Here is a 20,849-nt window from a genome sequence, read left to right as displayed (position 1 = left end):
TGACCCGCAGGGTGAGCCTCTTATAAGGCTCATAATCCCAATGAGCTTACATGAGTAAGTGATTTGGGTGACAAATCTGTCGGGAGCAGATTTGAACGCTGCTTGCAGCGGCCTCACAGAGGCGAGGCCCATGGATGGGCCGAGTAATGAGCGCCGCAACACCGCTGCGGCGGCAAGGACGAAGGGGATTAAGCGATATTTAAATACTTATGCGTCTGCATCGACAACCGCCAATTCTTGGCAATACAAGTTTCGATACAGAGCTTAGTAGCGTCGTCTTTCTGGCTGATGGGTTGTAACGCAATAATCCGCTTTTTGTCGTCATCCAGCGTGGCAAGCAGTGCCTCTAATGCCTCGATATCACGCATGCGGCCAACCGGATGTTTGATTTCATCGGCGCGTTGCAATGCCTGAGGCAATACTTTCAGGCCACCGCGCATATTTACTTTTGGCGAAACCGTCACCCAGGTCGTCGCTGAACACCGCACATCATGCGTGCCGCTGGTTTCAATCTGACAGCTATAACCGGCCTGCTCCAACAATGAGGTTAAGGGGAATAAGTCGTAAATAGCGGGTTCTCCGCCAGTGATAACAACATGGCGAGCGGTATATCCCTGCTGAGAGAAAATTTCCAGTAGCTGTTGTGCGCAGGCTTCCCCCCAGGCATCACTTTCGGCAGTTTTCACCATAATACGCTGCATATCAACTTCCCGATCGGCTTCCTTTTCCCAAGTGTGTTTGGTATCGCACCAGCTACAACCTACCGGGCAGCCCTGCAAACGCACAAAGATCGCCGGTACACCGGTGAAGTAACCCTCGCCTTGCAAGGTTTGGAACATCTCATTAATCGGGTACAGCATCAGTTTCTCTATATTCATTCAAGCCAATCGGCGATTATCGCAGATTCTCTGACTGTGACCAAACTGGCAACGCTTATGCTGCCAGTTTGTCTGTATCAGAGTATTACTCAATCACACCACAAGCCATGCGCGCACCGCCACCGCCTAACGGCATTGGATGATCGGCATAGTTGTCACCACCGGCATGAATCATCAAGGCATGCTGCTTCAGTTCAGAGAGTGATTTCAGCCGCGGAGCCAATACCTGATAAGTCGCACTGCCATCAGCATTCACTACCAGCCCCGGCAAATCCCCCAGATGCCCTTTGTCATTATAAGGACCAAGGTGTACGGCCGTTTTTTGTGGGTCCAAATGGCCGCCAGCGGCAAGGGCTGGCACGGGTTTGCCGTCTTTCTGCCCTGGTGCACAACTTGGGAATTCATGCAGATGGAATCCATGAATTCCCGCCACCAGCCCGGTCAAATTGGGCGTGAACAGTAAACCATAAGGTGTTTCAGTCACTGTCACCGTGCCCAGAGCTTTACCATTACCTTCAGGGAGTGCTTCGTTCATGGTCACAGTAACGCCCGCAGCCAGCACACTGCTGGTAAAAAGCATCGCTGGCAACATTAAGTATTTCAGTTTCATCCGTTATCTTCCTTTATGCATTATTGTCGAATCATTCGGGTACACATTAATGATAACGGGTGATGAATTATCTGCACGGCAGCGGTGTAAGAGATGTGAAGCCGATGTGTGGGGTGGGGAGATTCAGATTAATCCCGCAGAGGTAAGTAAGTGGTAATAACAGGCTAATTTGTAACAATGACAGCTCACGACCCGCATATTACCGAAGCTTGCCCCGCCATATCCCATAAAAAAACCCGCCTATTAAGGCGGGCTTTATCAACAAACTGTTTTACTGAAGGTAAAGCGCAGTAATTACTGGCCTTTCACTTCTTTCAGACCGTTGAATGGTGCGCGGTCGCCCAGCGCTTCCTCAATCCGAATAAGCTGGTTGTATTTAGCAACACGGTCAGAACGGCTCATTGAACCAGTTTTGATTTGGCCTGCTGCGGTACCTACTGCCAGATCGGCAATGGTAGCATCTTCGGTTTCGCCTGAACGGTGAGAGATAACCGCGGTGTAACCTGCATCTTTCGCCATCTTGATAGCAGCCAGAGTTTCGGTCAGAGAACCGATCTGGTTGAATTTGATCAAGATAGAGTTAGCAACACCTTTCTCGATACCTTCTTTCAGGATCTTGGTGTTGGTTACAAACAGGTCGTCACCAACCAGCTGGATTTTGTCACCCAAAACTTCGGTCTGGTATTTGAAGCCAGCCCAGTCAGATTCGTCCAAGCCATCTTCGATGGAGACGATTGGGTACTGTTTGGTCAGGTCTTCCAGGAAGTGAGTGAACTCTTCAGAAGTGAACGCTTTGTTGCCTTCGCCAGCCAGAACATATTTGCCATCTTTGTAGAACTCAGATGCCGCACAGTCCATAGCCAGAGTAACGTCTTTGCCCAACACGTAGCCTGCTTGTTTTACCGCTTCAGCGATAACAGCCAGTGCTTCGGCGTTAGAACCCAGATTTGGTGCATAACCGCCTTCGTCGCCTACCGCAGTGCTCATGCCTTTAGACTTCAGAACTTTAGCCAAGGTATGGAACACTTCTGAACCGATGCGAACCGCTTCTTTCAGAGTTTTCGCGCCTACTGGCTGAATCATAAACTCTTGAATATCAACGTTGTTATCAGCATGTTCGCCGCCGTTGATGATGTTCATCATAGGCAGTGGCATAGAGAATTTGCCTGGGGTGCCGTTCAGTTCAGCAATGTGCTCGTACAAAGGCATGCCTTTAGACGCTGCTGCTGCTTTCGCTGCTGCCAGAGAAACAGCCAGGATGGCGTTAGCACCAAACTGGGATTTGTTCTCAGTACCATCCAGATCGATCATGATTTTATCGATGTTAGCCTGGTCTTTAGCATCTTTACCCATAACTGCCTGAGCAATTGGGCCATTTACTGCTGCAACGGCTTTCAGAACGCCTTTGCCCAGGAAACGGGATTTGTCACCGTCACGCAGTTCCAGTGCTTCACGGGAACCGGTAGAAGCACCTGATGGTGCCGCAGCCAAACCAACAAAACCGCCTTCCAGATGAACTTCAGCTTCTACAGTTGGGTTACCACGGGAGTCGATGATTTCGCGACCGATGACTTTAACGATTTTGGACATTAGATTTTCCTCAGTACAAGTTAAACTAAAACTCCAGACAGAGGGGGCGACATCGCTGCCGCCCCTTCTACCAAATATTTTATTTCACCTGGCGCTTCTGATAATCACCAGCCGCTTTAACAAAGCCGGCGAACAACGGGTGACCATCACGTGGCGTCGAAGTAAATTCTGGATGGAACTGACAAGCTACAAACCACGGGTGGTTTGGTAACTCAATAATTTCCACCAGTTTGTTATCCGCAGAACGCCCTGCTACACGTAACCCGGCGGCTTCAATCTGCTTCAACAACATGTTGTTTACTTCATAGCGATGACGATGGCGCTCAACGATGGTAGGTTCGCCATACATCTGACGTACCAGGCTACCTTCGGTCAGGTGACATTGTTGCCCACCCACCCGCATGGTACCGCCCAAATCGCTCTCTTCCGTGCGTACTTCAACGTTGCCGTCTTCATCACGCCATTCGGTGATTAATGCAACCACCGGATACTTACAGTCTGGCACAAATTCGGTGGAGTTTGCGTTTTCCATCCCCGCTACGTTGCGGGCAAACTCCATCAGTGCAACTTGCATACCCAGGCAAATACCCAGATAAGGAATATTGTGTTCACGGGCATAACGCGCTGCCAGAACCTTGCCTTCCACACCACGGTAACCAAAGCCACCTGGGATCAGAATAGCATCCAGTCCTTTCAGCATCTCTTCGCCGCGTGTCTCAACATCTTGCGAATCAATCAGCTTGATGTTCACCGTCAGGCGATTTTTCAGCCCACCGTGTTTGAGCGCTTCAATCACAGATTTATAAGCATCCGGCAATTCTACGTATTTACCGATCATCCCGATGGTCACTTCGCCACCTGGATTCGACTCTTCGTATAATACCTGTTCCCATTCAGCAAGATTTGCTTCAGGACAAGTTAAGCTGAATCGTTTACAAATATAATCGTCAAGGCCCTGTGATTTCAATAGCCCTGGGATTTTATAAATGGAATCAACATCTTTTAGGGAGATAACCGCTTTTTCTGGCACATTACAGAACAAGGCAATTTTGGCCCGTTCATTAGCAGGAACTGCGCGATCAGAACGGCAAATTAGCACATCTGGCTGAATACCAATGGAAAGCAGCTCTTTTACCGAATGTTGCGTTGGCTTAGTTTTCACTTCACCGGCAGCCGCCAGGTAAGGAACCAACGTCAGATGCATATAAAGCGTGTGCTCGCGGCCAACATCAACTGCCATCTGGCGAATAGCTTCCAGGAATGGCAAGGATTCGATATCGCCCACGGTGCCACCAATTTCAACCAAAACCACATCGTGGCCTTCGCCGCCTTCGATGATGCGCTCTTTGATAGCATTGGTAATATGAGGGATAACCTGGATAGTCGCACCCAGATAGTCGCCACGGCGTTCTTTACGCAGAACTTCAGAATAGATACGGCCAGTGGTGAAGTTGTTACGACGGGTCATTTTGGTGCGAATGAAACGCTCGTAATGCCCTAAATCCAGATCGGTTTCAGCACCATCTTCGGTGACGAAAACTTCCCCGTGTTGAGTCGGGCTCATGGTGCCCGGATCCACGTTGATGTACGGGTCCAGTTTCATGATGGTAACGTTGAGGCCACGGGCTTCAAGTATAGCCGCCAGAGAGGCTGCGGCAATGCCTTTACCCAGAGAGGATACGACCCCGCCGGTCACAAAAATATAATTAGTTGTCATGCTGAACCTGAGAGTTTAGGTTTAAAGACGATGGAAGAACCAAGACGGGAAAGTAGTATACTCGAACCTTGGTTTCGCTACAAACTATCTCCGCGCCAGTGGCCATTTTCGCGACCAAAACCGCACGGAACATCGTCTTGCTATCCGTTATAATTCAATATATTAACGTAATTAAAATCCAACAACCATCCGCCGAATGAATTAAAACACCTTAAATTTCAGTTTCTTGCTTTTTAACTTGCTGCCAGGCGGCTTCCATTTCTTCCAGCGTCGCGCGCTCCATGCTCTTCCCTGATGCCGTAACTATTTGTTCTACCTGACGAAAACGACGTTCAAACTTGCGGTTAGCTGCCTGTAAGGCATTTTCAGCTTTATGGCCTAAATGACGAGATAAGTTAACCGTAGCAAACAGCAAATCGCCAATTTCTTCCCCCAGTTTTTCTTCATCCACCACCGCCTGGCGAGCTTCGAACATCACTTCATCGATCTCTTCATAGACTTTGTCCAAAACCGGACCAAGTGTGTCCCAATCAAAACCAACCGCTGCGCAGCGCTTTTGGATTTTATGGGCTTTCATCAATGCTGGTAGTGCATCGGGAATATCATCCAGTGCCGAATACAGGGCTTTCTCCGCTCTTTCCTCGGCTTTACGCGATTCCCAACCCGCCAGCGCCGCTTCACTGCCAATCGCTACGTCAGTGGCGTTTAGCGCAGCATTAGGGAATACATGAGGGTGACGACGCTCCAGTTTGTCGCTGATGGCATGACAAACATCATCAAACGCAAACACCCCCTGTTCCTGCCCCATTTGGGCATAAAACACCACCTGAAACAGCAAATCGCCCAGCTCATCACGTAAATCGTCAAAATCCTTGCGCGCAATCGCGTCAAGCACCTCATAGGTTTCTTCTAATGTATAGGGAGCGATGGTGTCAAACGTCTGTTTACGATCCCACGGGCAGCCGTGTTCCGGGTCACGTAAGGTACGCATAATATCCAACAAACGTTGCAGAGCTAAGGCGTTGATATCAGGGGTAGTTACTGGCTGGGTCATCTCAATTTATTCACTTTTTGCTGTTTAAAATTCGAGGTGTAGCGGGCGCAGGCAGATTGCGGCCAGCGCACAGCCCCCGGAGCGTACACGCAGTACGTGAGGAGGGCGAGCACTGCCCAATATCAAGATGCTAAAGCGCAGTAGCCGTTTAAAGTTCACTAATTGCCGTGGAGCCGACGGGCATCTATCACATCCGGCAACTGATTCAGCTTGGCTAACACCCTACCCAGCACCTGCAAGTTGTAAATCTCGATATCCATATCGATGGTGGCGAGCATCTTTTTGGTATCGCTGCGGCTGGCAACCCCCAATACATTGACCTTTTCGTTCGCCAGTATGGTGGTGATATCACGTAACAAACCACTGCGATCATTGGCGGTCACCCGCACCACTAATGAATAGCCACTGGAGTAGCTTTCACCCCAAACCGCATCAACAATCCGCTCTGGTGCATGAGACTGCAATTCAGCCAGTTGTTCACAATCAGCACGATGAATGGATATCCCCCGCCCCTGGGTAATAAAACCAATAATCTCATCACCGGGAATCGGTTGGCAGCAGCGGGCAATATGGTGCATCAGATTGCCAACACCTTCGACCACAATGCGCCCGCTGTCTTTGCTGGCGTTGCGTGGTGGTGGCTGATGCTTATTATTCAGATGGCGCAATGCCTCTAAATCAGCCTCTTCCGCTGTTGGCTTGTTCAGCTTGCCTTGCAGGAAGTTGACCATCTGATTCAGACGGATATCACCACCGCCAATGGCCGCCAACACTTCATCCATCGAATTCATGTTATAGCGCGGAACCAGCAGCTTCTCAGCCTCTTTTAGGCTGATATCCATATGTTCCAATTCGTCGTCCAGCATCTGCCGGCCAGCAAGAATATTCTTGTCTCTATCTTGTTTTCTAAACCAGTTATGGATCTTGGATCGCCCACGACTGGTAGTGACATAACCGAGGTTAGGATTCAGCCAGTCACGGCTTGGGTTGGGCTGCTTCTGGGTGATAATTTCAATCTGGTCACCCATCTGTAACTGATAGGTAAACGGCACAATTCGGCCACTGATTTTAGCACCTATGCAGCGGTGCCCCACATCACTGTGAATATGATAAGCAAAGTCGAGTGGGGTAGAACCGGCAGGTAAATCAATAACATCGCCTTTCGGGGTAAACACATAGACCCGGTCGTCAAATACCTGACTGCGCACTTCATCCAGCATCTCGCCAGAATCTGCCATCTCTTCCTGCCAGGCAATCAGCTTACGTAACCAGGCAATGCGCCCTTCATAGCCAGAACGCCCCGCCGCCACAGCACCTTCTTTGTACTTCCAATGGGCAGCAACCCCCAGTTCAGCATCTTCATGCATCTGGCGGGTACGAATTTGAATCTCCAGCGTTTTCCCACGCGGCCCGAGGACTACAGTATGAATTGACTGATAGCCATTGGGTTTAGGGTTAGCGACGTAATCATCAAACTCATCAGGCAAATGACGGAAATGAGTATGCACAATCCCCAATGCGGCATAGCAGTCCTGCAAACGCTCGACGACCACTCGCACAGCGCGCACATCGAATAACTCATCGAAGGCCAACGACTTTTTCTGCATCTTGCGCCAAATACTGTAGATATGCTTTGGTCGGCCATAAATATCAGCTTTGATACCTTCATCCGCCATTGCTTTGTGCAATGAAGCGACAAAATCATCAATGAATTGTTCACGATCAATACGACGTTCATGAAGCAATTTAGCAATTTGTTTATATTCATCGGGATGCAGATAGCGGAAGCAGAAGTCTTCCAACTCCCACTTAATCTGGCCAATACCCAAGCGGTTAGCCAGCGGGGCATAAATATTGGAACACTCTTTGGCCGCCAGCACGCGTTCGTCTTCCGGTGCATCTTTCACTTCACGCAAATGAGCAATACGCTCAGCCAGTTTGATGACCACGCAGCGAAAATCTTCCACCATCGCCAGCAGCATACGGCGCACGTTATCCACTTGCTCAGAGCTCATGGAATCGTTGTGAGTGGCTTTTAATTGGCGGATAGCGTCCATGTCACGCACGCCATGCACCAGATAGGTGATACCCTTGCCAAATTGCTCAGTCAGGGTGGTTTCATCCACCACATTGGCATCCACCAGCGGGAACAGTAGCGCCGCGCGCATACTGTCGTTATCCATGCTCAGAGTGGAAAGAATCTCAACCATTTCGAGACCGCGCCACAACAATAACGAGGCATCAGGATGGTTTTGCGTCTGTTGCTCACAGTAACGCCAGGTTTCGGCCAATCGCTCACCTGACTGCGGATTAGGAAGCCCCAAGCTGGCGATCCAGTCGTCGAGAGCAAACTCACCCGCCGGATTCAAATGTGCACTTCGTACCGCAACCATAACTTCTCCCTACTTTGCGACCCCTGGCTCCTGCATGAACAGCGCCATAGATTCAAGATGCCCGGTGTGGGGAAACATATCCAACATTCGCACCTGAGCAAGACGGTAACCGGCGGCTAACAACACCTGACTATCCCGTGCCAGCGTGGTGGGATTACACGAAACATACACCACCCGCTTTGGCGCCAGTTTGACTATATGTGACATCACCCCGGCAGCACCTGCGCGAGCGGGGTCTAATAATACTTTATCGAATCCTTGCATCGCCCACGGCTGACGACTGATATCGGATTCCAGATTTTCATGAAAAAATGACACGTTGGCTAATGCATTGTTCTGCGCATTATACTGCCCATTAGCCACCAGCTCCGCAACTCCTTCCACCCCGACAACTTCACGCGCACGCTTTGCTAGCGGCAATGTAAAATTACCCATGCCGCAGAAGAGATCCAGTACCCGCTCGTCAGGTTGTACATCAAGCCATGCCAGAGCCTGAGCCACCATTTGTTGGTTGACCGTATCATTGACCTGAATAAAATCCCGTGGATGAAATGCTAAGCGTAGACCGTCTATCTGGTAATAGGGGTCCTCACCAAAGAGTTTTTCCAGATTCTCGCTGTCGGCAGCCAGATAAACGGCAACCCCCTCCCGCAGGGCAAAATCTGTAAGCGCTGCACGATCTACCTCATTAAGGGTATCAAGGTGACGTAAAACCAGCAACGGCCCATTATCAGCCAGTACCAGTTCCACATGCCCTAACCGGCGCACAGCCTGTAAGGCAGATAAACATTGATAGAGCGGATGTAGCAGACGCTCCAATTCAGGCCGCAAGACGGGACAATGTTTTATGCTAACCAAGTCGTGAGATTCAGTTTGATGGAAGCCCATTTGTAATCGCTGCTGTTTTGGCTGATAGAGCAACCCCAACCTCGCCCGCCGCCGATAACCATACTCTGGCCCACAGATAACCGAGTCTAATGCAGGGCAGCCCCCCGTGGCCTGCACCAGCAGTCGCCTGAGCGAATCTACTTTGCTATCTTGTTGCAACTGGCTACAAGCGTGCTGCTGCTGACAGCCTCCACAAATTCCAAAGTGAGGGCAAGGAGGAGCCACTCTTTCGCTACATTGGTTCAACAAACGTTTAAGTTTACCGCGACCATACTGGCGTTTTTGCTCGATCAGCTCAATTTCAGCTTGCTCTCCCGGTAGAACCCCGGGGATAAAAATAGCTTTGCCTTTATCGCGTGCAACCCCCTGACCAAAGGGATCAAGAGAATTTACTGTCACAGTTATCGTTTGTCGGGTCGTCACACGTCGGTTTGGAGAGTAGAATTGCGCCATATTGATTGATCAAGCACTGGTTTTGTAAGCTGCCGATTCTCCCACATTGGAATACCATGACCAAATACAGTCTTCGCGCGCGCATGATGATTTTAATCCTGGCCCCCACGCTGCTTCTTGGGCTGTTACTCAGTACTTCCTTTATGGTAAATCGTTATAATGAGCTTCAAAAACAAATAGTTAATGCAGGCACTAATATTATCGAACCGTTGGCGGTTGCCAGTGAATATGGCATGACCTTTCGCAACCGCGATACTGTCCGTCAGTTGATTAACCTGCTTCATCGCCGTCACTCGAATATTGTTCGGTCAATATCCGTTTTCGACGCAGATAACAATCTTTTTGTCACATCTAACTATAATTACAATTCCTCACAATTAAGGTTACCTAAAGGTGATTCGATCCCTGAGTCGCTGATGCTCTCTTATCGCGGCGACTCGCTGATTATGCGAATGCCTATTGTCTCGGAATCCAACTTATCCAGTGACAGAGTCTCGGATTCGGATATAACCCATCAGCCACTAGGCTATATCGCCATAGATTTGGATTTACAATCGGTGCGTTTGCAGCAATACAAAGAGATCTTTATTTCAACCCTGCTGTTGCTGTTTTGCATGTGTGTGGCGATTTTGTTTGCTTATCGTTTGATGCGCGATGTTACCGGCCCAATCCGTAACATGGTGAATGCTGTTGACCGTATTCGTCGAGGGCAATTGGATAGCCGGGTCGAAGGACATATGCTCGGCGAGCTGAATATTCTGAAAAATGGTATCAATTCGATGGCGATGTCGTTGGCGGCCTATCACGAAGAGATGCAGCAAAATATCGATCAAGCAACATCTGATTTACGCGAAACACTGGAACAGATGGAGATACAAAATGTCGAGCTGGGGCTGGCAAAAAAACGGGCACAGGAAGCGGCACGCATTAAGTCGGAGTTTCTGGCTAACATGTCTCACGAGCTACGAACTCCGCTAAATGGTGTCATTGGTTTTACGCGCCAAACGTTGAAAACGTCGCTAACCCCCACACAAACTGACTATTTGCAGACTATCCAACGTTCAGCCAACAACCTGTTATGTATCATTAATGATGTTCTCGACTTCTCCAAACTGGAGGCCGAAAAACTCATTCTTGAACACATTCCCTTCCCACTACGTGGTGCACTGGATGAAGTCATTATCTTACTGGCACACACCGCACATGAGAAAGGGCTGGAGCTGACACTGCATGTTAATAATGATGTCCCCGAGCAGGTAGTCGGGGATGCGATGCGTTTGCAGCAAATTGTCACGAACTTGCTCGGTAATGCGATTAAATTCACCGAACAGGGCAATATCGATATTCTGGTTGCTGTGCAGGCGAAGACGGCACAACAAGTCACTCTGGTGGTAGAGATTCACGATACGGGCATTGGTATTTCTGAATCCCAACAGGCTCAGCTATTCCAGGCTTTTCGTCAGGCAGATGCCAGTATCTCGCGTCGACACGGAGGGACCGGTCTTGGATTGGTCATTACCGAAAGATTGGTCAAAGAGATGGGGGGCGATATTAGCTTTCACAGCCAAGTGGATCGCGGCTCAACCTTTCGGTTCCATCTCACACTGGATCTTAACGAAACCCTCTCTTATCGCCATCCTGATATGTCGTACTTAGAGGGGAAAACACTCGCCTATGTTGAGCGCAATACTTGTGCAGCAAGGGCCGCGCTAGATATTCTGAGTGTCACGCCCTTGCAGGTCACTCATAGTCCGTCGTTAGCGCAATTACCGCGCCAACATTATGATTTCCTGCTGGTTGGGGTACCCATTCCGTTCCGTAATAATATGGCGGTTCATCAAGATAAACTGGTAGCGGCGCTGAAAATTTCCGAGCGCGTAATTCTGGCCCTACCAAGCCAGTCACAGGTGGAGGCAGAGCAACTTAAACAGCTCGGTGCCAAAGCATGTCTGGTCAAACCTTTGTCATCGAATAGATTGATTCCATTACTGTTATCTGAAGAACCTCACAGTGAATTACCCGTAGTGGAGCAAGCGGACAAGCTGGCTAAATTACCGTTTAAGGTAATGGCAGTTGACGACAATCCAGCTAACCTAAAACTCATTGGCACCCTGCTTGAAGAACAGGTCGAAGAGACCGTGTTGTGTGACAGTGGCGCGAAAGCCATTGCCTATGCCCGAGAAAACACGCTGGATATCATCTTAATGGATATTCAAATGCCTGAAATTGATGGTATCCGTGCCAGCGAAGTCATTCATCAGATGTCACATCATCTGGATACCCCCATTATTGCAGTCACCGCCCACGCCGTAAGAGGCCAGCAAGAACAGTTGTTAAAACTGGGGATGGCTGACTATCTGGCAAAACCGATTGATGAAGCTCGATTAATTCAGGCACTTTCCCGCTTTCAGCATGATAGTTCAGCCCCCCTTCTGGCGCAGGCTACTCACCTGCCGGTACTGCAATCTGAATGTGATGGGGCGATAGATTGGCCACTGGCAGTCAGGCAAGCAGCCAATAAAGAGGTTCTCGCCAGAGACCTGTTAACTATGTTATTAGAATTTATGCCGCAAGTAATAGGTCGCGTGCAGGCTATATTGGCAGGCAGTCATGACAACGATATTCTGAACCTAATTCATAAGTTCCATGGCAGTTGTGCATGTAGCGGTGTGCCGCGACTGAAGCAATTGTGCATGACAATTGAGCAGCAATTGCGCCAGCAAACAGATTTACAAGACTTGCAACCTGAATGGCTTGAATTATTAGATGAGATAGAGAATGTTCGCTATGCTGCCAAAAGCTATTTAGGTACTGCTTAGCACACCTCCGCTTCAGCATAAAAAAAGGGCACAGTCATAATGAACTGCGCCCTTTTGGCGTTATTAATGCCGATTACTGCATTAATAAATAGAGTGAAGTGTCACCACGCTGAATATTCAGCGCCAGCACTGATGGTTTGGTATCGAGAATCTTCCGCAGCTCACCCAGATTTTGAACTGACTGCTGGTTAATCCCCATGATGATATCGCCTTTTTTCAGGCCAATACGTGCAGCGGCAGTGCCGGCTTTCACGCTATCAACTTTCACACCTTTTTTACCATTAACATCAGAGTTGCTCAGCTCCGCACCTTCAATTCCAGTATAGAGATTACCGGAATCAACCTGAGTCTGGCTGCTCTGCTCTAAGGTCACTTCCACATTGACAGGTTTACCGTCACGTAGCAGACCTAAGGTCATTTTACTGCCCACTGGCAGAGTACCAATCTCAGCACGGAAACCTGCGAAGCTATTGATTGCTTTACCATTCATGCTGACAATCACGTCACCAGCTTTGATCCCGGCTTTGGCTGCCGCAGATTTTGGCAAGACCTGACTGATAAAGGCACCTTTCTGTGCATCGACATTCATGGCTTTGGCCAGCTCAGAGTTCAGCTCGGTGCCCATAATGCCCAATTCACCACGTTTCACCTGACCAAATTCAACCATTTGAGATGTCAGGTTTTTCACCATGTTACTTGGGATAGCGAAACCAATACCGATGTTACCGCCATCTGGTGCCAGGATCGCAGTGTTGATACCAATCAGCTCACCGTTCAGGTTGATCAATGCGCCACCGGAGTTACCACGGTTAATCGCGGCATCAGTCTGGATAAAGTTTTCGTAGTTTTCCACGTTCAGACCACTGCGCCCCAAAGCAGACACGATACCGGATGTTACGGTTTCACCCAGACCATATGGGTTACCGATAGCAACGGTATAATCACCCACACGCAATTGATCAGAATCTGCGATTTTAATTGCAGTCAGATTTTTAAAATCTTTTAACTGCAATAACGCGATATCAGTTCGCGGATCTTTACCGATCACTTTTGCTTCATAGCTACGGCCATCGCTCAGTTTAACGCTGATTTTAGTCGCATTATCTACCACGTGGTTATTGGTAACGACATAACCTTTGGCAGCGTCAATAATGACACCTGAACCGAGCGCCCGGAAATCCTGCTTGCTAGGTGATCCCCCTTTGCCACCCCTGCCCGCCCTGCCCGCCCTGACACATCGGGGAGCCTTGGAACGGTGAACCGTCTTGACAGAACGGCGAGTCGTCACCAAAGAACTGCTGGAACTGTGGTGGCACACCACCAGCACCGGAGTTGCTAACCTGGGTGCTACCCTCCACGTTGATGCTCACAACAGAAGGCATCACTTTCTCTAGCATTGGCGCCAGGCTAGGGAGCTGCTGGCTGCTAGAAGAGGCCGTCTCTGCCGAAATAGCAGAAGAAACCGGCCCCATGGCTAAACCGATGCTCAATGCCAATGCACTTAACACTAAAGTTGTTTTTTTCATGTATTCTGGTTCTCGCTGTACAATTAATAAGGGGTCAATAAATGGTATATATACCCAAAGAAATTGAAGTTGCAGCTAACAACCTGGCAGCTTCAGAGACAAAGGGTATAACTGACTTATATCCAAAATAATTGACGTAGCAGTCAGTGAGCAATCGCGCGAATCCTAATGAGCGAACTAAAGCTCAACGATAGGGATGGGTCGAGTAACGAAAGCCACTCACTACGCGGCAACGCCAAGAGAAGGATATAGCCGTCTTGCATAGTAAGATTAAATATGGGGGATGAAGTTCATAGAACCAATAATCGGAATAGTAAAAAATATTGTCCGTCTTTACAAAACTACAGTTAATTAAACGGACAACTTACTTTGCTTGGATACTATTCCGCAGCCATCAATCGCCGATATTCATCATAAGCATAAAGATCCGTCATCCCACTGATATAATCCTGAATTAAGCGAGCACGATAATAATATTCATAGATCTCATGTTGTTCTGACGATAAATTACGTAACCGCTCTGTCGATTCTGCATAAGCCAAGCGATGCTTAGTAGACAATTTATGGAATAACCGCGTCTCAATAGGATACTGGCGGTGGCTGTCTTCTGCCACTAACTGTGTAAAGGCCGTTTGCGGCATAGATAATAGTGGGCTATAAATATCAAGTAGCCCACTAATAACTCTATATCCTTGTAATTCAAGCTGTTCTACTTCAGGATGATTAAACACATGTTTTACTGCCACCTTTTTAAAAATTTGCAGTAATTTACACGCGGGGCTGGAGTCTTCTAATAATGCCTGATTAAACGAGCCAGAAAATACCGTGGGTAAATTTTCAATAAACCGTTGTGCTGCATGGGGAACTAACTTCCCGACAGTATTTACCCGTAAATACATAAAGAATTGATCTTCCGAACTGCGCCGGCCTTGCCCGCGACCTAATTGCCGAAATGCGCCACCAACAACTTTATCAAACAAGTCACCATGGGTAACTTCGCCCCACTCTTGCATCATATGATCGTAAAGTTGCTCGACACTGAAAATACTTTTTTCTACTGCATCTTCTAAGTCAGCAATACAATAAGAAATATCATCAGCAGCTTCCATAATATATGTCAGAGGGAAACGATTGAACTCTCCCATATTGAGTTCACGACGTAAATCTTTAACATAGTCTTCTTCAGCCAGATAAAACCCTGGTTTCTTCATCAAATAGTGATGAGAAGCAGGAATATCGCCTGACCAATACGCCGGTTTGGTATATTTAAGAATGCATCCCACCTGAGCATAAGTCAGATTCAGTTTTAATAAACTGTAAACCAACCGAATGGCTTGTGCGTTACCTTCAAACTGGCTTAGGTCATGGCGGATTTTACTGCGTAGGATATTAAGTTCTGTTTCCCCTTCCCGCAGCCTTAATGCATTAACCTGACAATGATCCTTACCACGAGGTTCCGCACCACCGCCGTTAGGGTCCATCTGTTTTGTAAACCAGTTATTGATAGCTGATTCACCAAAATGACCAAAGGGAGGATTACCGATGTCATGCATCAGGCAAGCCATTTCCACTATGCTTTCAAAGGGATCAAGCAGCTTATCCAGCCCATAAGCTGTGATTTTTTTATCCTGCTTAAACCGATTAAGGATCTCTTTGGCAATGTAACGCCCCACTTGTTGCACTTCCAACGAATGGGTTAAACGGCTACGAACAGCGGCATTACGTTCCAGTGGGAAGACCTGCGTTTTTTGCTGCAAACGCCGAATGGCCGCAGAATTCACAATCCGACCCCGATCACTTTCAAATACTCGGGTAATCTCATATTCATCTTCCGCCGAACTGGATTTACCAAACGGCCGCTGAAAACTGATTTTCTGCTTAAAGTCGATCCCGGACATGTTATCCCCCTGATCATTTAATATAAACAGTGATACCGACTCCCGCCAACAGATGCAATTGATTACGCATGAACTGCGGCACATTACGCATTATCTTTGCTGAGCTACCCGGATATCTCACTTAACTGATAAACTGTGCGTTGATAATTACAACTTAATCCACTCTTTAAAATCAGCGGGTATCCATATGAAAGTAGGCATTATTGGTGCAATGGAGCAAGAAGTTACGTTGCTGCGTGATAAAATTGAAAATCGCCAAACCTTGGCGCGAGCAGGTTGCGAAATTTACACCGGTAAACTCAATGGCGTTGATGTCGCATTACTAAAATCCGGCATTGGTAAAGTCTCTGCGGCCATGGGAACAACATTGCTGTTAGAGCATTGCCAGCCAGACGTGGTAATCAATACCGGCTCTGCGGGTGGCTTAGCCTCCAGTTTGAAAGTGGGTGATATCGTTGTTTCTAACGAAGTTCGCTATCACGATGCTGATGTGACCGCATTCGGCTATGAAGCAGGCCAAATGGCCGGTTGCCCTCCCGCTTTCATTGCTGATGCTGAGTTGATTGCGCTGGCAGAAAGCTGCATTAATCAATTGAACTTACATGCAGTACGCGGCCTGATTTGCAGCGGCGATGCCTTTATTAATGGTTCAGCCCCCCTGGCCCGTATCCGCGCGGCCTTCCCGTCGGTGGCAGCAGTCGAGATGGAAGCCGCCGCTATCGGCCATGTTTGCCATCTGTTCAAGACACCTTTCGTTGTGGTTCGTGCGATTTCTGATGTGGCTGATCAGGAGTCTCACCTGAGCTTTGAAGAGTTCTTAGTGGTCGCCGCTCAGCAGTCGACGCTTATGATCGAAGCCATGTTAACCACACTGGCTAATCGCAATTAATGGTCCGTTCCCGTATTTTCTCCCGATCACGAGCAGCAATAACGTTGTTGCTCGGCCTGTTTTCGTTTGCCCTGTTTGCACCATACGCAGTGGCAGTAGAGCGGATTATCAGCTTATCCCCCAGCACCACCGAACTGGCTTATGCCGCGGGATTAGGCGATAAACTGGTTGCAGTAAGTGCTTACTCTGATTACCCGGAAGCGGCTAAAAAGCTTGAGCAAGTTGCATCCTGGCAAGGCGTGAATGTCGAACGTATTTTGGCATTAAAGCCAGACTTGATCCTCGCGTGGCGTGGCGGTAATCCACAACGCCCGCTTGATCAACTCGCCGCCTTTGGTATTCCAATTTTCTATTCTGATCCGGTAAATATTGATCAAATTGCTGGTGATCTGGATAAATTGGCGCAATACAGCCAGCATCCTGAACAGGCCCACCAAGCCGCAGCTCAACTCCGTCAGAAGGTTACTGAATTACGTCGCCACAATGCCCGTAACACGCCCTTGCGTACCTTTTTACAGTTTGGTACTCAGCCGCTGTTTACCAGCTCTGGGCATACGTTACAAAGTGAGGTTATTTCCCTGTGTGGTGGAGAAAATATTTTTGCTGGCAGTCGTGTTCCTTGGCCTCAAGTCAGTCGGGAACAAGTCATGACACGCCAACCACAGGTGATCGTAGTCAGCGGTGACCAGCCACAGGCTGATAATGTCAGAGACTTCTGGCAACCTCAGCTTGCAATTCCTGTTATAACGCTGAATGAGGACTGGTTTAATCGTTCGGGTCCGCGTATCCTGCTGGCCGCTGAACAGTTGTGCCAACAAATGGCCAGCGTTCAATCCCCCGTGGCGGAGTCACATTAATGCTGGTTTATTGGCTGGATATTTTAGGTACTGCGGTATTTGCTATCTCTGGTGTATTGCTAGCGGGGAAGTTGCGTATGGACCCGTTTGGTGTGCTGGTTTTAGGGGTGGTGACGGCTGTCGGTGGCGGAACAATCCGCGATATGGCCTTGGCCAATGGCCCGGTTTTTTGGGTGAAAGATCCTACTGACTTGGTGGTTGCAATGGTGACCTGTCTGGCAACCATTTTGTTGGTGCGTCAACCTCGTCGAACACCTAAATGGATCCTGCCGGTGCTTGATGCTATTGGTCTGGCAGTGTTCGTCGGTATCGGTGTCAATAAAGCCTTTGCTGCTGGTGCCAGCCCGCTAGTGGCTATCTGTATGGGTGTTATAACCGGAGTCGGCGGTGGGATTATCCGCGATGTATTAGCCCGCGAGATCCCAATGATCCTGCGCACTGAAATTTATGCTACCGCCTGCATTATTGGTGGTATCGTTCATGCTACCGCGTTCTATACTTTTGGTATGCCCTTACAACAAGCAATGATGCTGGGCATGGTGATTACGCTCGGTATCCGGCTTGCAGCTATCCGCTGGCGTTTAAAACTACCCACATTTGAAATAGAGCACTAATAGAGTGATTGGTCTAATTTGTATGATCTAAATCTTCAAGTTTTTAAATAATTAGCCGATATATCTATCCAAAATAATTGGCCCTGATAGCTAACAACGCTGCGGCGTCAATAAGCAGGATATCCCCATTTAGCTGGCTGAATGGGACACCGACAGATAAAAATGCAGTCATAAATCATGAAATATTTTTTGTTTACGTTTTGGCTGGCATTTATTGCCAGTCCGTCGCTGGCTCAGGGGCTAAGCGGCACAATAGAATTAATCTTAACTATCGTGCCATCTTGTCAGGTGCAATCACCGAATCAAAATGAACACATAGCGAATGATGCAAAAGTAAATTATCCACAAATACACTGCCAACGAGGAGGTGGCTTGGTTAGCGAACCTAAAATCAGCCATTCTTTTATTGCGACAGATGGCTCATTACTCAGCCAAACCAGTAACAGCCAGATGACACAGTTGATCACTGTAGAATGGTAATATTCAGATGAAAAAAACCGCAACTGTTAAAGTTGCGGTTTTTTATCGGAAATTTAGTGGACTAATTATAGCCAAAGTCATTGGTGTTACAGCAGGGCAGCAAACGAACGACAAATCAGTCAGAAGCGATTTGAACAGCATTGATGCTAGCCCGTAGAGTGTACCTTCAAAATGAGGCTCACTAATCCCGATGAGCTGGCCCAATTCAGTGGTTCGGGTAAGTGAATACAGCTAACGTCGCTGTAGCATCAAGGACACAGGATAAATTAAATGCTGAAAGAAGAACCGCAACCACAAGTACTTTTCGCATTCGGGTTCGTCACAATAAAGCGTGAACCTTCCAACCCTTCGGTATAATCCACCGCACCGCCGACCAGATATTGCAGGCTCATCGGATCAACAACCAATTCCACGCCTTGCTTTTCGATGGTCATATCCCCATCGTTGATTTGATCATCGAAAGTAAAACCATACTGGAACCCGCTGCATCCGCCACCGGTAATATAAACCCGCAGCTTCAGATTCGGATTTTCCTCATCAGAAATCAGCAGTTTAACTTTCTTAGCTGCTGCCTCAGTAAACTGTAGGGGCAGTACTGTTTCATCGCTCATACTCATCACTCCCAACCGGTGTTCGAGTTGCAGGTTACTACAATGGCAGCCTGATCTAATCATCAATTATCTAATACCTGAGTAATTCATTCAAGTATTGCTGGCTAATGTTATATATTATCTACCTGTTTGAGTATCATTTTCAACCACCGGTTGTTGTTGTTCACTCGCAGATGCAGCCTGCTCTTGTCTTTGTAATGTGCGGGCTAAAATAGCTGAATACAAGGGCTTACCCCCCATAAATTGTGCTATTAATGTGGCGCCCAAGCAGGTCACTATCATCGGTAAAATAAGCTGATAATTATCGGTCATCTCCAACACCAAAACTATCCCAGTCAGTGGTGCACGTACCGATGCAGCAAACAGCGCCCCCATCCCGGCAATAGCAAAAGTCCCGGCCTCAATGCCGTATTCGGGGAAAAAATACGCACAGGACAAGCCGAAAGCGGTGCCCAAAATAGTTCCTAAAGCCAACATTGGGGCAAATATCCCGCCAGGTGCACCAGAACCAAAACACAATAGTGTCGTAATAACTCGAGCAATAAAAATGAATAGCAACATGCCGATACTGAAGTTACCGGCTGCCGCAATAGGAATTAATGCAAAACCGCCCCCCACAGCCTCGCCATGAAACAATGCCAATAAACCACACATTCCTCCCAGCAGGCCGCCAAGCAAAACTAACTTGCGCCAATCACCACCATGGAAACGCATGAACATATCCTGCGTGCGGAATATTAACGCATTGAACATTACACCGATGGCACCGAAAATAATCCCTAGCACAAGGTAAAGCCATAATGTGTCCAGTGGCACTTCGCTCATTTTACCGACATCAATAACCGCATGTTCACCGTTAAAATAGCGATAGACGATAGTAGATGTTATCACCCCGACAAATACGGCTTTGATTGATACCAGACTGTAGCGGAACTGAGAGCGCATCTCTTCAATAACGAACAAAATCCCCGCCAGCGGGGCATTGAAGGCCGCAGACAACCCGGCAGCTGCACCGGTTGCCAGCAATGAATGACGTGCTTCAGGGCTGTGCAGACGAAAGATATCGACAATCATCCGCCCGCTATTACCCCCCATCTGTACCATCGGCCCTTCCCGGCCTAACACCATGCCCGCCCCTAATGTTCCAAGGCCGCCAATAAATTTAACCGGAATAACCCGCCACCAGCGCACTGGCCGCATCTCCTCCATTGCCCCTTCGATTTCAGGAATACCTGAACCACCAGCCTCAGGAGCAAAACGACGCACCAAAAAATAACCTACCATCGCCAGCAGCGCCGACATAACGAAAGCCAACGGCCATACCAAAATTGCGTAATCCGCGACTTTGGCCAGCGTTGCCAACCTTTGTTGTTGGATCCAATCGACGCCGCGATCAAAAGCCACAGCCAGCAAACCGGTAACAACCCCGACCACACCAGCCATGATAAGAATAACCAACGGCGTTTTATCACGATTAACCAATGCTCGAATAAAACGACCCCGTTTGAGTTCAGTAACGCCTTCAGCAGGCATTGGTTGCGTTGAATCAGTCATGATTAGTCTATTTATCAA

At 48.3% G+C, this 20,849-nt stretch carries 15 protein-coding genes and 1 pseudogene; 5 read left to right on the top strand and 11 right to left on the bottom strand.

All coding sequences use genetic code 11. The features are described 5' to 3' along the window. Positions 1 to 188: 188 nt before the first annotated feature. The 7 genes from queE to rlmD all read right to left on the bottom strand — a co-directional run bounded on the left by queE (position 189) and on the right by rlmD (position 9,583). Positions 189 to 860 carry a 7-carboxy-7-deazaguanine synthase QueE gene (gene queE, locus Q2T71_RS02750; RefSeq protein WP_372558053.1) on the bottom strand — a complete coding sequence of 224 codons (672 nt, stop codon included), beginning with the start codon at positions 858 to 860 and terminating at the stop codon, positions 189 to 191. A 103-nt stretch (positions 861 to 963) separates the two neighbouring features. Then, a complete protein-coding gene (gene sodC / locus Q2T71_RS02745) occupies positions 964 to 1,488 on the bottom strand; it encodes a superoxide dismutase [Cu-Zn] SodC (RefSeq protein ID WP_372558052.1) in 525 nt (174 codons plus the stop codon). A 294-nt stretch (positions 1,489 to 1,782) separates the two neighbouring features. Further along, positions 1,783 to 3,078 (bottom strand): phosphopyruvate hydratase, encoded by a 1,296-nt coding sequence (gene eno / locus Q2T71_RS02740; protein ID WP_050086475.1) that lies wholly within the window; start codon positions 3,076 to 3,078, stop codon positions 1,783 to 1,785. A gap of 79 nt (positions 3,079 to 3,157) precedes the next feature. After that, positions 3,158 to 4,795, bottom strand: coding sequence for a glutamine hydrolyzing CTP synthase (gene pyrG, locus Q2T71_RS02735; RefSeq protein ID WP_004701112.1), 1,638 nt, complete (start codon positions 4,793 to 4,795; stop codon positions 3,158 to 3,160). Positions 4,796 to 5,006: 211 nt separating this feature from the next. After that, the gene (gene mazG, locus Q2T71_RS02730) at positions 5,007 to 5,849 is read right to left on the bottom strand and encodes a nucleoside triphosphate pyrophosphohydrolase (RefSeq protein ID WP_372558051.1); all 843 of its coding nucleotides are present in this window, start codon (positions 5,847 to 5,849) and stop codon (positions 5,007 to 5,009) included. 158 nt (positions 5,850 to 6,007) lie between these two features. Further along, positions 6,008 to 8,242, bottom strand: a complete 2,235-nt coding sequence (gene relA, locus Q2T71_RS02725) for a GTP diphosphokinase (RefSeq protein WP_372558050.1) — start codon at positions 8,240 to 8,242, stop codon at positions 6,008 to 6,010. A gap of 9 nt (positions 8,243 to 8,251) precedes the next feature. Further along, positions 8,252 to 9,583, bottom strand: coding sequence for a 23S rRNA (uracil(1939)-C(5))-methyltransferase RlmD (gene rlmD / locus Q2T71_RS02720; RefSeq protein ID WP_372558049.1), 1,332 nt, complete (start codon positions 9,581 to 9,583; stop codon positions 8,252 to 8,254). Between the two features lie 56 nt (positions 9,584 to 9,639). On the opposite strand from rlmD, the gene barA reads away from it, so the two are divergent. Continuing rightward, entirely contained in the window at positions 9,640 to 12,402 is a 2,763-nt protein-coding gene (gene barA / locus Q2T71_RS02715; RefSeq protein ID WP_372558048.1) for a two-component sensor histidine kinase BarA, read from the top strand. 73 nt (positions 12,403 to 12,475) lie between these two features. Here the strand turns inward: barA and degP are convergent. Together degP and dgt are read right to left on the bottom strand one after the other, a co-directional pair. Next, positions 12,476 to 13,928 (bottom strand): annotated as a pseudogene (gene degP / locus Q2T71_RS02710) (serine endoprotease DegP). 380 nt (positions 13,929 to 14,308) lie between these two features. Continuing rightward, on the bottom strand, positions 14,309 to 15,826 hold the full coding sequence (gene dgt / locus Q2T71_RS02705) for a dGTPase (protein WP_083160434.1): 1,518 nt from the start codon (positions 15,824 to 15,826) through the stop codon (positions 14,309 to 14,311). Positions 15,827 to 16,013: 187 nt separating this feature from the next. Between dgt and mtnN the strand changes: the two genes are divergently transcribed. The 4 genes from mtnN (at position 16,014) to Q2T71_RS02685 (ending at position 18,666) form a co-directional block, all read left to right on the top strand. Continuing rightward, complete coding sequence (mtnN, locus tag Q2T71_RS02700; protein WP_372558047.1) at positions 16,014 to 16,715, top strand: 5'-methylthioadenosine/S-adenosylhomocysteine nucleosidase; 702 nt, start codon at positions 16,014 to 16,016, stop codon at positions 16,713 to 16,715. Further along, positions 16,715 to 17,572, top strand: coding sequence for a vitamin B12 ABC transporter substrate-binding protein BtuF (btuF, locus tag Q2T71_RS02695; protein ID WP_372558046.1), 858 nt, complete (start codon positions 16,715 to 16,717; stop codon positions 17,570 to 17,572). The genes mtnN and btuF overlap by 1 nt, the downstream gene beginning before the upstream one ends. Then, positions 17,572 to 18,186, top strand: a complete 615-nt coding sequence (locus tag Q2T71_RS02690) for a TRIC cation channel family protein (protein ID WP_019211026.1) — start codon at positions 17,572 to 17,574, stop codon at positions 18,184 to 18,186. Before btuF ends, Q2T71_RS02690 begins: the two co-directional genes overlap by 1 nt. A gap of 177 nt (positions 18,187 to 18,363) precedes the next feature. Next, positions 18,364 to 18,666: a hypothetical protein gene (locus Q2T71_RS02685; protein ID WP_372558045.1), complete on the top strand. Its 303-nt coding sequence runs from the start codon at positions 18,364 to 18,366 to the stop codon at positions 18,664 to 18,666. A 266-nt stretch (positions 18,667 to 18,932) separates the two neighbouring features. On the opposite strand, the gene erpA is transcribed toward Q2T71_RS02685, so the two are convergent. After that, on the bottom strand, positions 18,933 to 19,277 hold the full coding sequence (gene erpA, locus Q2T71_RS02680) for an iron-sulfur cluster insertion protein ErpA (RefSeq protein WP_004706254.1): 345 nt from the start codon (positions 19,275 to 19,277) through the stop codon (positions 18,933 to 18,935). Positions 19,278 to 19,394: 117 nt separating this feature from the next. Then, entirely contained in the window at positions 19,395 to 20,831 is a 1,437-nt protein-coding gene (gene clcA / locus Q2T71_RS02675; protein ID WP_372558044.1) for a H(+)/Cl(-) exchange transporter ClcA, read from the bottom strand. Positions 20,832 to 20,849 lie beyond the last annotated feature (18 nt).

It is taken from the genome of Yersinia sp. 1652 StPb PI (assembly GCF_041538345.1).
Taxonomy (GTDB): Bacteria; Pseudomonadota; Gammaproteobacteria; order Enterobacterales; family Enterobacteriaceae; genus Yersinia; species Yersinia enterocolitica_E.
This window is presented reverse-complemented; position numbering and strand designations above follow the sequence as displayed.

Bases quoted from the DNA above. Each gene is read 5' to 3' on its own strand.
- queE (WP_372558053.1), bottom strand. From the start codon at position 860: ATGCTGTACCCGATTAATGAGATGTTCCAAACCTTGCAAGGCGAGGGT.
- sodC (WP_372558052.1), bottom strand. From the start codon at position 1,488: ATGAAACTGAAATACTTAATGTTGCCAGCGATGCTTTTTACCAGCAGT.
- eno (WP_050086475.1), bottom strand. From the start codon at position 3,078: ATGTCCAAAATCGTTAAAGTCATCGGTCGCGAAATCATCGACTCCCGT.
- pyrG (WP_004701112.1), bottom strand. From the start codon at position 4,795: ATGACAACTAATTATATTTTTGTGACCGGCGGGGTCGTATCCTCTCTG.
- mazG (WP_372558051.1), bottom strand. From the start codon at position 5,849: ATGACCCAGCCAGTAACTACCCCTGATATCAACGCCTTAGCTCTGCAA.
- relA (WP_372558050.1), bottom strand. From the start codon at position 8,242: ATGGTTGCGGTACGAAGTGCACATTTGAATCCGGCGGGTGAGTTTGCT.
- rlmD (WP_372558049.1), bottom strand. From the start codon at position 9,583: ATGGCGCAATTCTACTCTCCAAACCGACGTGTGACGACCCGACAAACG.
- barA (WP_372558048.1), top strand. From the start codon at position 9,640: ATGACCAAATACAGTCTTCGCGCGCGCATGATGATTTTAATCCTGGCC.
- dgt (WP_083160434.1), bottom strand. From the start codon at position 15,826: ATGTCCGGGATCGACTTTAAGCAGAAAATCAGTTTTCAGCGGCCGTTT.
- mtnN (WP_372558047.1), top strand. From the start codon at position 16,014: ATGAAAGTAGGCATTATTGGTGCAATGGAGCAAGAAGTTACGTTGCTG.
- btuF (WP_372558046.1), top strand. From the start codon at position 16,715: ATGGTCCGTTCCCGTATTTTCTCCCGATCACGAGCAGCAATAACGTTG.
- Q2T71_RS02690 (WP_019211026.1), top strand. From the start codon at position 17,572: ATGCTGGTTTATTGGCTGGATATTTTAGGTACTGCGGTATTTGCTATC.
- Q2T71_RS02685 (WP_372558045.1), top strand. From the start codon at position 18,364: ATGAAATATTTTTTGTTTACGTTTTGGCTGGCATTTATTGCCAGTCCG.
- erpA (WP_004706254.1), bottom strand. From the start codon at position 19,277: ATGAGCGATGAAACAGTACTGCCCCTACAGTTTACTGAGGCAGCAGCT.
- clcA (WP_372558044.1), bottom strand. From the start codon at position 20,831: ATGACTGATTCAACGCAACCAATGCCTGCTGAAGGCGTTACTGAACTC.